The sequence below is a fragment of the Pseudoalteromonas atlantica genome, assembly GCF_043641955.1.
In the GTDB taxonomy this organism is placed as follows: Bacteria; Pseudomonadota; Gammaproteobacteria; order Enterobacterales; family Alteromonadaceae; genus Pseudoalteromonas; species Pseudoalteromonas atlantica_A.
This window is the reverse complement of sequence record NZ_JBHZRV010000003.1, coordinates 356,027-367,752: the sequence shown is the minus strand read 5'-3', so window position 1 is coordinate 367,752 and position 11,726 is coordinate 356,027. Positions and strand designations below refer to the sequence as shown.

Here is an 11,726-nt window from a genome sequence, read left to right as displayed (position 1 = left end):
AAAAGAGAAGCTTATGTGTGTAAAATATGAGTGCTATGAAAATATACGCTCTAGCCAGCCTTTGTCTAAATCATCTTCACATTTTTTTAGTTGTGCACCGTAACGACTTGCGCGGTTTTTTACTTTATTAGCAACACTCATTAGCCATTTTTTCTTTTTATAGGTTCCGCGCTTATAACCGCCCCACCCTTCGTGGTAGTTTAGATATTGTGCGTAAGCATCCCATTTAGATACCCCATTCACTTTGTTGGTTTTGTAAACAAACCACGCCATAAAATCAATGGCATCATCAAAGTCATCTCTGTCGGCACCACTGTTACCGGTTTCTCGAATGTAATCTGACCAGGTGGGGGTTTTTGCTTGTGAGTAGCCGTATGCTGAACTGGCTCGCCCTGTTGGAATTATCCATAAAAAGTATTCCATCGGCGGCGCTGCGTCATGGCGAAAAGAACTTTCTTGGTACATCATGCTCATAAGAACATGTTTAGGCGATCCCCACTTTTCTTGAGCATCTCGAGCATCATAATACCAATCGTTTTTTTCTTCAAAAATTTTACATATATCATTAGGTTGCTTAGGGGGCGCTGTTGCGCAACCAGTTAAAATAGCTCCCAGCGATAGAATTATTAAACTTTTTTTCATTTTTTTGCGTTCTCGCTGAACTTTTTATAAAAGTGTGGGTCAGATTATTTGAATGCGCAGTTTAGCATTGTTTCATCCCTGAAGAATCTTTACGCAGCCCACATTGGGCTGCTTTTTTTTGCCTATTAATTACTTTTAAAGTAATCCGCTAAAAATGATTTAAACGATAAACTATCAGCGGCGGTAATTGCCTGCTCATCAGTTACCGATTGGACAGCTTGCTGTTGCAAATAAGCATCTGAATAAACATGATAAGGCGTTGCTTGATGGCTTTGTTTGTATTTTTGCGCAAGAGCTAATGCAAAGTGACCATTATCAACATCTTTTTCTTTCAGCTGGGCAACATATTGACCTGAATACGTGAGCGAAGCATCATTTAACCATGTTTTCAATCGTGCAACCGTTTGAACATAATGACTCGTACCGTAGGCTGTATCCATATAACTTGCTACATCGGCTAACTGAGCGAATATCTCTTCACCCCATTGCACTAAATTCGTGGGATCACCTGACTTATTCAATAACAATGACGGATCTCGGCCATTATTCACGACAGAATCTAGGTTTTCAGTACTGCGTGTTTGCGAATCCCAATCCATTTCTGGAGAGTCTTTTAATAAGCAGTAAGTTAAAAACACATCTAAAAAGTGTATTTGCTCTAAAGAAATACCCGTTTCACTAAAAGGATTAACATCTAAAGCACGTATCTCAATATATTCTATACCACCGCGTAATAGAGCATCAGTTGGGGTTTCACCACTTTGCGCATTTCGCTTAGGACGAATCGGCGAGTAAAACTCATTTTCGATTTGCAGGATATTTTTATTTAACTGCTTTGGTTCATCGCTTTTATAATCAGCAATATCAGCGTAAATATCTGAAGGTGAGTTAATAGCTCGCTTTAGGCCTGCCACATATTCATCTAATGAGTTATACATAACCTTTAATGATGACTGCGCGCTATTAGTGTAACCCAGATTACCAAGACGCAACGCAGTGCCAGTCTCTAAGAACAATGTACCCTTACCCAACTTTTTAAACGGAAGATCTGTTTCACGACCTTGCAAAAAAGAGCTGCATAATGCTGGTGAAGCGCCGAACAAATAACTAATTAACCACAATTCGCGCTTAAAGTTACGAATAAGTCCTAGGTAACCTGCAGAAATAAATGTATCTAAAGGTCCTGTATCTCCTTTTAAGGCTTGGAGTGATTGCCACAAGCTTTTAGGAAATGAGATATTAAAATGCACACCAGCAATTGCTTGCATCATACTGCCGTAACGATTTTTTAAACCTTCACGGTATAAAGTTTTCATGCGGCCAACATTAGACTCACCAAATTGAGCAAGCACAATATCATCTTGATGATCGATAAAGCACGGCATACTAATTGGCCATAGTAATTCATCATCCATTTTTGATAATGTAAATTTTTGCAAGTCTTGTAGTTGTTTTAGGGTTTCTTCAGCTGATTCACTGACCGGTGTAATGAATTCTAAAAGCGACTCTGAAAAATCAGTTGTGATATGACCGTTCGTCAATGCACAACCCACCCCTTCTGGGTGCCTTAATTGAGATATAACGCCATTAGGCTTAATTCTGAGAGCTTCCCTCTCAATACCACGTTGAATACCTTTAATAGCGTGTTTATGTTGTTCTGAAGATAACGCTGTTAACGTTGTTGTTAGTTCATGTGTAGTCAAAAAATACTTCCTCGAGCCACGTGGCATAATCCTAAGTCTATGGGGGCGAAATGATAATACTCAAGGCAAAACAATCAGGATCACCGTAATATCTATTACTTACTCTTAATGAAAGAATACGACATAAAACGCGTAAACCAATGCCCATACACTTTTTCATCATCCTTTGGTATCTACGCTAATCTTGCCATTGAAAGCGGTAATATACAATTGCTTTGATAGCATCACTGTCGTGCCAATTTATAACCCCGTCTTTAAAACCCTAATAATAGACCCTCAACATGCAAATACTCATTCACTTGAAATATAATTAACCTCGGTACACCTTAAACTTTCACTTAGAACAAATAGTAGACTTTAAGCTAACTCCTTGCCTAAAACCTAGTATTTTAGGTGTGTAATAACCTTTTAGGCTCTATAATAGTTGAAATATATGAGTACTTAAGGATATTCCATGCGTCGTGGCCAACAATTGATCAATGAAGAAGTTTCATTTGCTGAAGATCAAGCTCTCGTTTCAACAACCGACCTAAGAGGCGTTGTAACTTATGCCAATGAATCATTTTGCAATATTGCCGGCTATTCACTTGAAGAGTTAATGGGAAAGAACCACAACATCGTTCGTCACCCAGACATGCCAAAAGCAGCATTTAAAGAAATGTGGGAAAAATTAAAAGCGGGTCACTCATGGCGCGGAATGGTAAAAAATCGCTGCAAAGATGGCCGCTACTATTGGGTGGATGCATTTGTCACCCCGATTTTTGAAAATAATCAACTAGTTGGCTATCAATCAGTAAGAACTAAACCTACAACACAATTAAAACAACGTGCTGCAGCACTTTACGAAAAAATTAACGCAGGTAAATCAGTTACTTCATATCGTGAGCTTGTTACTGCAAGGCAGTCTTTATCTGCAATAGTGGCACTTATTGGCCTCGTATTATTAGCTATCTACTCTTCTATGGCTATCGCATTAATTACAACTGTATTTTGCTTGGTGATAATGGCACTCAATTATGACGAACTTTTTGTCAATCCGGCTTTATTAAAGCAACAAAAAGCAACGTTTGATTCTGTCTCACGGTATATCTACGTTGGCGCTTATCCCTTTAGTATTAGTCACTATAATAATGAAATGCTGAACGCGAAGCTAAGTACTGTTTTGGGCCGCATAAAAGATGCAACTGCGACATTTAATTCAATTGCTTCAAACTTAGACAATCAGTCTTCTCTTACTGAGCAAGGTATTTCTGCTCAAGGCGAGCGCCTTAGTCAAATTGCCACTGCCATGTCACAAATGAGCGCCACTATTGGTGAAATTTCTAGTAGCACGCATGATACTGCGGAAAAAGTAAATGTAACTTATCAAAGCTGCTCTGATATTAAACTTCACATAGCAGACAATAGCACTATGGTGTCTAGCCTTGCTGTTCAAGTAGAGGAAGCGGCCAGTACAGCCAACGCATTAGCCACTGAAGCCGATAAAATTGGTCAAGTAATGACTGAAATTGAGGGAATAGCAGAGCAAACTAATTTACTTGCATTAAATGCTGCGATTGAGGCCGCTAGAGCAGGTGAACATGGTCGTGGTTTTGCAGTAGTGGCCGATGAAGTTCGTGCCTTATCATCACGTACTCAAAAGGCCACATCACAAATTCATAATTCTATAAAAGAAATACAAGACACTTTATTCAGCTGGTCGTCTGTAATGAAGAACACCAAGAGCCAAGCTGATCAATGCGTAAATACAACAGGCCATACTCAAGTAGAGCTCGACAGTATTTTTGCACAAATTAGTGAGATTTCTCAGTTAGCAACACAGATATCTACCGCAGCAGAAGAACAACAGGTTGTTAGTGGTGATATCAGCAACAATATTGAGCAAATTAAAGGCTTTAGCGATGAGAATTTAAATATGAGTTATAAAGTAGCGCAAGATGCAGCTCATCTTGTTGAAGGTTCAGCAAAAGTCAGAGATATATTACAAACCTTTAAAGTATAAATAACCTGAACTCTGGATAATAAATTTATTATCAATACATTAGGGTCTGTTGACCAGAGTTCAGGTTAAATAGTCACTGAAAAAAGAGGCCAGCTAAATGCTGGCCTTGTATTTATACCCAAAACACTAACGTGCAGTAAAGATAAGTCCGTTTTCATCGGCATCTATGACTATCATGCTGCCACTTTGATACTCCCCTGCTAAAAGTTTCTGCGCTAGTGGGTTTTCAATTGTATGTTGAATAGCACGCTTAAGTGGTCGCGCACCATAAACAGGGTCAAACCCACTTGCAGCAATGCGCTCCAATGCGCTTTCGCTAATTTCAAGTAAGTAACCCATCTGCGTTAAACGCTCACGTAACTTAGTTAATTGGATATCAGCAATCTCTTTAATATGCTCATTCGCCAGCGAATGAAACACAACCGTCTCATCAATTCGATTTATAAACTCAGGCCTAAATTGACTAACCAACACACCCATCACTTTTTCTTTTAGGGTATCGTAATCGTTATTACCCGCTTGCTCTTGAATGATATCTGAGCCTAGGTTTGAGGTCATAATGATCACAGTATTTTTAAAATCAACCGTGCGACCTTGACCATCAGTTAAGCGACCATCATCTAATACTTGTAGTAAAATATTAAACACATCAGGGTGTGCTTTTTCTACTTCATCAAGCAAGATTACAGAGTATGGGCGACGGCGAACGGCTTCTGTTAAATAGCCACCTTCTTCATAACCAACATAACCTGGAGGCGCGCCAACAAGACGTGCCACAGAGTGTTTTTCCATAAACTCTGACATATCAATACGCACCATGGCGCTTTCAGTATCAAACATGTAGGTTGCAAGCGCTTTGGTAAGCTCTGTTTTACCCACCCCAGTTGGGCCTAAAAATAAAAATGAGCCAATCGGACGATTTGGATCCGCAAGCCCTGCCCGCGAACGACGAATTGCATTTGATACAGCAACAACCGCTTCATCTTGACCAATTACTTTTGCATGAAGTTGCTCTTCCATTTGTAATAACTTTTCACGCTCACCTTGTAGCATCTTAGAAACAGGAATACCGGTCCAACGAGATAGTATTTCAGCAATTTCATCTTCACCAACTTGGTTTTTCAGCAAGCTCATATCTTGCATTTCAGCTTGCGACGCTAAATCAAGTTTACGTTCTAGATCAGGGATTCGACCGTATTGTAACTCTGACATACGTTGTAAGTCGGTTGCACGTCTTGCTACTTCTAAATCTAAACGTGCCTGCTCAAGCTCGGCTTTAATTACTTGCGTGCCTTGTAACGAAGCTTTTTCTGCGTTCCAGACTTCATCAAGTTCGCGGTATTGTGATTCTAAATCACTGATTAGCTCTTGCATCTCAGTTCGACGTTTTTGACTAGCCTCGTCTTTTTCTTTTGCAAGCGCGTTATCTTCGAGCTTTAATTGAATCACTCGACGTTCTAACTTATCCAAAGACTCTGGCTTTGAATCTATTTGCAGACGAATTGACGAGCCTGCTTCATCAATAAGATCAATGGCTTTATCGGGTAGCTGTCTATCACTTATATAACGGTGCGATAAATGCGCCGCAGCCACAATCGCCGGATCGGTTATATCAACGCTGTGGTGTAATTCATAGCGCTCTTTTAAGCCACGTAAAATAGCGATAGTGTCTTCAACGGATGGCTCTTCAACCAACACCTTTTGAAAGCGGCGTTCAAGTGCTGCATCTTTTTCTATATATTGGCGATACTCATCTAAAGTTGTTGCGCCTACGCAGTGAAGCTCACCTCGGGCAAGAGCGGGCTTGAGCATATTACCCGCGTCCATAGCACCATCACTTTTTCCAGCGCCTACCATGGTATGAATTTCATCAATAAACAGAATGACTTGACCTTCTTCTTTAGCCAGTTCATTCAAAACCGATTTTAATCGCTCTTCAAACTCACCTCGGTACTTAGCTCCCGCGACCAGCGCACCTAAATCCAAAGAAAGAACACGTTTATTTTTCAGTCCTTCTGGTACCTCGCCATTAATAATACGCTGCGCTAAACCTTCGGCAATGGCTGTTTTACCAACCCCTGGCTCACCTATTAATACGGGGTTATTTTTGGTACGACGTTGCAATACTTGAATAGTACGGCGAATCTCATCATCACGGCCAATAACAGGATCAAGCTTACCTTGCTCAGCACGCTCTGTTAGATCAATGGTAAACTTTTTAAGTGCTTGTCGTGTTTCTTCAGCATTAGGATCATCGACTTTTTGGCCACCACGAATGGCTTCAATCGCTGATTCTATTTTAGGTGCAGTGACGTTTAACGCGCGAAGTACGTCTCCCAAAGGGCCTTTATCAGCACACGCTGCTAGTACAAATAGTTCACTCGAAATAAATTTGTCTTTACGCTTCTGTGCATACTTATCACATAAGTTGATCAGTGAAACCATGTTGTTTGATAATTGAACATCACCGCCAACACCTTCCACTTTGAATAACTTTTCAATCTCTTTGGATAGTTTAGTATTTAGCTCATCAGCACTAACGCCAGCTTGTGCAAACAATGCTCGAACACTTGAGCCACTTTGTTGTAGCAATGAGTACATCAAGTGCACAGGTTCAATAAACTGGTGATCACGACCAAGCGCTAATGATTGGGCATCAGAAAGCGCAGATTGAAATTTACTGGTAAATCTATCTAAACGCATGAGGGGTTACCTATTAAAAAATTAATTAGTTAATTAATGGGTATGTTTAATGATTTGTTCAAGGTGTGAGAAAAAATATAATACGTGTAGAGCACAATTACTTGCGCCAGATCAAAGATGCCATGCGCCCTGTTTTACCGTCTCGCCGGTATGAAAAAAACATTTCTGGCTGACTAACTGTGCAGTGCTCACCCCCGCTGAAAGTTTTAACTCCAGTTTGTCGTAATTGAAGCCGTGCAATCGCATATATATCGAGCAGGTATTTGTTTGCGTTTAATAGTTTAAAAGCCTGTTCATACTCAGCTGACTGCTCAATAAACCTAGCCTTAACTTCAGCCCCTACTTCAAACTGCTGTGCGCCAATTGCAGGGCCCAGCCACGCAATAATATCTGAAGAAGGGAATGAAAACTTGGACACCGTATTTGCAATAATCCCAGCATTTAAGCCTCGCCAACCACCATGAATTGCAGCTATTTCGCTACCACATCGTGTACTAAGTAAAATAGGTAAACAATCTGCTGTCATGATAGCAAGTGGCTGATTGTGCTGGCGCGTAAAAAGCGCATCACCCGTTAACACAGTTGAATGATCAAAGTGCTCATCAACCATGATCACATCACTGCTATGCACTTGATTTAACCATACAGGATTAGCAGGCAAATATTTTTCAACAATTAGCTGCCGATTAGCTTGCACATGTTGCTGATTGTCACCTACGTGGAGCCCCAAATTTAAACTTGAAAAAGGAGGAGTAGAAAAACCACCAGCTCGAGTTGTGCTCAATGCCCCAATGTTATTTGGTGCATGCCATGTAGGTGTTAAATGCATCACTAGATATCGATGTTAGGATTAGCTTTTGTATCTTCACGCAAAGCATGTGTCATAGCAACCATATCATCAGGAATTGGCGCTTGCCATGTCATCATTTCACCCGTAATTGGGTGCGCAATACTAAGCTTTACAGCGTGTAGCGCTTGGCGGTTAAATGCTCTAAGCATTTCAAACAACTCAGGTGTTGCGCCTTTAGGTGGGCGAGGACGTCCGCCATATGAGCGATCACCGATAAGTGGATGGTTAATAAACGCCATATGCACACGAATTTGGTGTGTACGTCCTGTTTCTAAACGTAAACGCAAACGCGTATGAGCACGGAATTTTTCAGCTACACGGTAATGCGTAATAGCAGGCTTACCTTGTTCATGAACGGCCATGTGCGTGCGTTGTGTTGGGTGACGACCAATTGGCTTTTCAACCATACCGCCCGCAGTCATGGTGCCATTACAAATCGCTTCATACTCACGAGTGAAGTTTTCACGCTTTTGCAATGCAGTAACTAAATGGGTTTGAGCTGGAATTGTTTTAGCCACCACCATTAAACCTGTCGTGTCTTTATCTAGACGATGCACAATACCTGCTCGTGGTACATTTATGATCTCTGGGAAATGATGCAATAGCGCATTTAACACAGTACCATCGGGGTTACCTGCCCCTGGATGGACAACTAACCCCATTGGTTTGTTAATGACTAAAATATCATCATCTTCATAAACAATGTTTAATTTTATATCTTGCGCTTCATATTCTCTTGGCGCTTCAATACTGGTTTCAACGTTTACCATTTCGCCACCAAGCAGTTTTTCTCTTGGTGTGTTGAATATTTCACCATCTACGGTGATTTTATCATCCAAAATCCACGTTTTTATACGTGAACGTGAATAATCAGGGAACAATTGCGCCAATATTTGGTCTAGACGTTTACCGCCTAACTCAGTTGGCACCTCGGCTTGAAGTGAAATTTGTTCTGACATTAGTAACTTTACCCAATTTACCAGTGCAAGCTGTGCTCGACTGGGTTAGAATCGCTTTTAGTAAAAGCATTTATATAATAAGTATAGTTTACTCGGTTTTACCCACTTGGCCTAGCCGAAGACATCGAAGGTAACAAATAAAATGATAAATAGAATTGGTAAACGTGCATTCGCCATCTTTTTTACAGTTTCATTACTTGGTTTAGGGGCATGTTCATCAGCTCCAGATGAAGAAGATATACAACGCGTTCCTAATAAATCTGCACAAGCACTTTATGAAGATGCTAAACAAACGCTAGATTCTGGTTTATATGCGCGAGCAATTGAACTATTAAGTGCTATTGACTCTCGCTACCCATTTGGCCCTATGTCCAAGCAAGTACAAATGGATTTAGTTTTTGCTCATTATCAAGCAGGAAATACTGAGCAAGCGCTTGCAACTATTGACCGCTTTATCCGCTTAAATCCAAATCATAAAGACTTAGACTACATGTACTACATGCGGGGTCTGGTGAATATCAAAGCGGACGAAAATGCATTCCAAGAGTATTTTGGTGTTGACAGAGCTGACCGTGATGCCAAGCGTACTCGTGTTGCATTTACTGATTTATCAACATTAGTAAATCGCTTTCCTGACAGTAGCTATGCACCCGAAGCTAAAAGACGCTTAGTATGGCTGTTAAATAAGATGGCACGTTATGAGTTAAAAGTGGCTGACTATTACTATGAGCGTGAAGCCTACTTAGCTGCTGCGAATAGAGGTAAATATGTTGTTGAACATTATTCTCAAAGCAGCTATTTAAACCAAGCGCTAGAGATGATGGAAAAGAGCTATGAAAAACTTGGCTTACCAGAGCTTAGTAAGCACGCTAAACTAACGCGTGAATTAAACAAGAAGAAGTAATTCGATTTATAAATAAAAAAGGCGCTATTTTTAAAATAGCGCCTTTTTTATTTTTTAATACCTAAAAGTGATTTAGTATTATTGCGGATTGGTATTAAATCGCGTCTTCGTCTTCTTCTGCAGTACGAATACGCACGACACGTTCAACGTCAGTTACAAAAATCTTACCATCACCTATCTTACCGGTTTGCGCAGTTTTCACGATAACGTCAATTGCACGGTCAACATCTTCATCACCAAGTACGATGTCTAATTTTACCTTCGGTAAAAAATCAACCATGTATTCAGCGCCGCGATACAGCTCAGTATGTCCTTTTTGACGACCAAAGCCTTTTACTTCGCTTACTGTCATACCAGTAATTCCGACTTCTGACAAAGCTTCACGCACATCATCCAGTTTGAATGGCTTAATAATTGCTTCTATTTTTTTCATTTTCCACTGCTACTTTTCAATTCTTATTGCATCGATTTTAGACAATACTGCTGTTCATAGCAAACAAAGCAATTGAATAAAGAGGATTTAATAACCAACAGTGGTATCATTGACTAAAATATAATAATTAACCTGAACTCTGGATAATTAAAAATAATATATTTTAGTTAGCGGTAATTAATCACTATTTTATCTGTACTTAGAGGTGTAGGATGAAAAAAATACAACGCGGTTTTACACTTTTGGAATTGATGGTCACTATTTCAATCGTAGGCATCGTCGCTGCTATTGCATTTTGGAACAGCAGCAATATGTTAGAAGAAAACCAAGCTGAAAATTATTTGTTGGATTTAAAGCGCACCCTGACTTTTGCCCGCGCGAAAGCCACAAGTACAGATTCGCTCGTTGTTGTATGTAGTGGTGATACCAACAGAATTGAAAAAAATAAACGCGTTCCATGCACTACCAGCTGGACATCAGGGACCGTGCTTGCGTTTTATGACAGTAACAGCAACGGCGTGCAAAACCCACAACGCGGCGATGTAATTTTAAGGGTACTGGATGAGATACCTGAGAACAGTCGACTTAGTTTTTCAGGTGATAAATCGATTATATTTGATGCCAGTGGTCGAATTACAACGGCCGCAGGCACCTTTATTTACTGCCCTAATAATGACAATGAAAACAATAAAGCGCTTACTATCACGCAGTCTGGCACCACGCTTTATAATGGCGATACCGACAGTAAGTGTGATTAATTAACCTAAGCTCTGGATAATAAATCTATCTCAAGCGGCTACTTAGAAAAAAACTTTACTATAAAAATCAGTCCATTAGTAAATCTCTTGATCAAAATTCAGATTAATTGACTAAATCACCTTGCAACTAAAATAGGGTCAACTAAATTTAATATAACTGTCACAATCGAGGTCTTCATGGATGAAGGTTATTCGTAACAAACAAAATAAGGGTACCTCTTTACTCGAGAGCATGGTGGTATTAAGTATCATTGCAATAATGTGCCATATAGCGCTATTTAATTATCATCCACTAATCATTGAAAACAGACTAGACAACCACATAGCAAAAATTAATCGAGCCGTTGGGCTTTCACGACTAAATGCAGTTTCGCACGGCTCAAACGTGACCCTATGTGCACTTAAAAACGATAAATGCGTAGCAAATCAGTGGCACCAAAAGCTAACCGTATTCACAGATTCAAATAAGTTAGGCGTACTTGACGACGATGATGTAGCTCTTTTACATATTGATGCCACACATCTAAAAGATAAATTAACTTACCCTCGTACGTATCTAACATTTCGCAACGATGGAACACCCATGGGGTTTCATAATGGCACATTTGTTTACTGCCCAGAATACGAAAAAGCAAGCCACGCAGGGCTTGCTATATCGATAAGTTACACAGGCAGAACAAAAATAAGAAATACAGAAAAGTGCTTAGAGTAAATTAGGGTATGTTGACCTTTCAAGGTTAAATTTGCAGCAGCCTGTTTGGTATTTAGGCAA

10 protein-coding genes are annotated in these 11,726 nt (G+C 40.0%); 4 read left to right on the top strand and 6 right to left on the bottom strand.

Going from position 1 to position 11,726, the window contains the following annotated elements; translation table 11 throughout:
- Positions 1 to 33: 33 nt before the first annotated feature.
- Both ACHUE3_RS09090 and gshA read right to left on the bottom strand, forming a co-directional pair.
- Positions 34 to 642, bottom strand: a complete 609-nt coding sequence (locus ACHUE3_RS09090; protein WP_135473054.1) for a transglycosylase SLT domain-containing protein — start codon at positions 640 to 642, stop codon at positions 34 to 36.
- A 125-nt stretch (positions 643 to 767) separates the two neighbouring features.
- Positions 768 to 2,345: a glutamate--cysteine ligase gene (gshA, locus tag ACHUE3_RS09085; protein ID WP_394192167.1), complete on the bottom strand. Its 1,578-nt coding sequence runs from the start codon at positions 2,343 to 2,345 to the stop codon at positions 768 to 770.
- Positions 2,346 to 2,799: 454 nt separating this feature from the next.
- Between gshA and ACHUE3_RS09080 the strand changes: the two genes are divergently transcribed.
- Positions 2,800 to 4,347: a methyl-accepting chemotaxis protein gene (locus ACHUE3_RS09080; RefSeq protein WP_394192166.1), complete on the top strand. Its 1,548-nt coding sequence runs from the start codon at positions 2,800 to 2,802 to the stop codon at positions 4,345 to 4,347.
- 126 nt (positions 4,348 to 4,473) lie between these two features.
- Here ACHUE3_RS09080 and clpB read toward each other — a convergent pair whose 3' ends face one another.
- From clpB to rluD, 3 genes are all read right to left on the bottom strand, one after another.
- On the bottom strand, positions 4,474 to 7,050 hold the full coding sequence (clpB, locus tag ACHUE3_RS09075) for an ATP-dependent chaperone ClpB (protein WP_394192165.1): 2,577 nt from the start codon (positions 7,048 to 7,050) through the stop codon (positions 4,474 to 4,476).
- Positions 7,051 to 7,147: 97 nt separating this feature from the next.
- Positions 7,148 to 7,879, bottom strand: coding sequence for a peptidoglycan editing factor PgeF (pgeF, locus tag ACHUE3_RS09070; RefSeq protein WP_394192246.1), 732 nt, complete (start codon positions 7,877 to 7,879; stop codon positions 7,148 to 7,150).
- Between the two features lie 2 nt (positions 7,880 to 7,881).
- Positions 7,882 to 8,859, bottom strand: a complete 978-nt coding sequence (gene rluD, locus ACHUE3_RS09065; RefSeq protein ID WP_099296121.1) for a 23S rRNA pseudouridine(1911/1915/1917) synthase RluD — start codon at positions 8,857 to 8,859, stop codon at positions 7,882 to 7,884.
- Between the two features lie 142 nt (positions 8,860 to 9,001).
- Between rluD and ACHUE3_RS09060 the strand changes: the two genes are divergently transcribed.
- A complete protein-coding gene (locus tag ACHUE3_RS09060; protein ID WP_394192164.1) occupies positions 9,002 to 9,763 on the top strand; it encodes an outer membrane protein assembly factor BamD in 762 nt (253 codons plus the stop codon).
- 94 nt (positions 9,764 to 9,857) lie between these two features.
- Here the strand turns inward: ACHUE3_RS09060 and glnB are convergent, their stop codons facing one another.
- Entirely contained in the window at positions 9,858 to 10,196 is a 339-nt protein-coding gene (glnB, locus tag ACHUE3_RS09055; protein ID WP_394192163.1) for a nitrogen regulatory protein P-II, read from the bottom strand.
- Positions 10,197 to 10,408: 212 nt separating this feature from the next.
- Here glnB and ACHUE3_RS09050 point away from each other — a divergent pair, with 212 nt between their 5' ends.
- Positions 10,409 to 10,954, top strand: coding sequence for a GspH/FimT family pseudopilin (locus ACHUE3_RS09050; protein WP_394192162.1), 546 nt, complete (start codon positions 10,409 to 10,411; stop codon positions 10,952 to 10,954).
- A 181-nt stretch (positions 10,955 to 11,135) separates the two neighbouring features.
- On the top strand, positions 11,136 to 11,666 hold the full coding sequence (locus tag ACHUE3_RS09045) for a GspH/FimT family pseudopilin (RefSeq protein WP_394192161.1): 531 nt from the start codon (positions 11,136 to 11,138) through the stop codon (positions 11,664 to 11,666).
- Positions 11,667 to 11,726 lie beyond the last annotated feature (60 nt).

Excerpts from the sequence above, each read along its gene's own strand:
- rluD (WP_099296121.1), bottom strand. The coding sequence starts at position 8,859 with ATGTCAGAACAAATTTCACTTCAAGCCGAGGTGCCAACTGAGTTAGGC.
- glnB (WP_394192163.1), bottom strand. The coding sequence starts at position 10,196 with ATGAAAAAAATAGAAGCAATTATTAAGCCATTCAAACTGGATGATGTG.
- pgeF (WP_394192246.1), bottom strand. The coding sequence starts at position 7,879 with ATGCATTTAACACCTACATGGCATGCACCAAATAACATTGGGGCATTG.
- ACHUE3_RS09090 (WP_135473054.1), bottom strand. The coding sequence starts at position 642 with ATGAAAAAAAGTTTAATAATTCTATCGCTGGGAGCTATTTTAACTGGT.
- ACHUE3_RS09045 (WP_394192161.1), top strand. The coding sequence starts at position 11,136 with ATGAAGGTTATTCGTAACAAACAAAATAAGGGTACCTCTTTACTCGAG.
- clpB (WP_394192165.1), bottom strand. The coding sequence starts at position 7,050 with ATGCGTTTAGATAGATTTACCAGTAAATTTCAATCTGCGCTTTCTGAT.
- ACHUE3_RS09080 (WP_394192166.1), top strand. The coding sequence starts at position 2,800 with ATGCGTCGTGGCCAACAATTGATCAATGAAGAAGTTTCATTTGCTGAA.
- ACHUE3_RS09060 (WP_394192164.1), top strand. The coding sequence starts at position 9,002 with ATGATAAATAGAATTGGTAAACGTGCATTCGCCATCTTTTTTACAGTT.
- ACHUE3_RS09050 (WP_394192162.1), top strand. The coding sequence starts at position 10,409 with ATGAAAAAAATACAACGCGGTTTTACACTTTTGGAATTGATGGTCACT.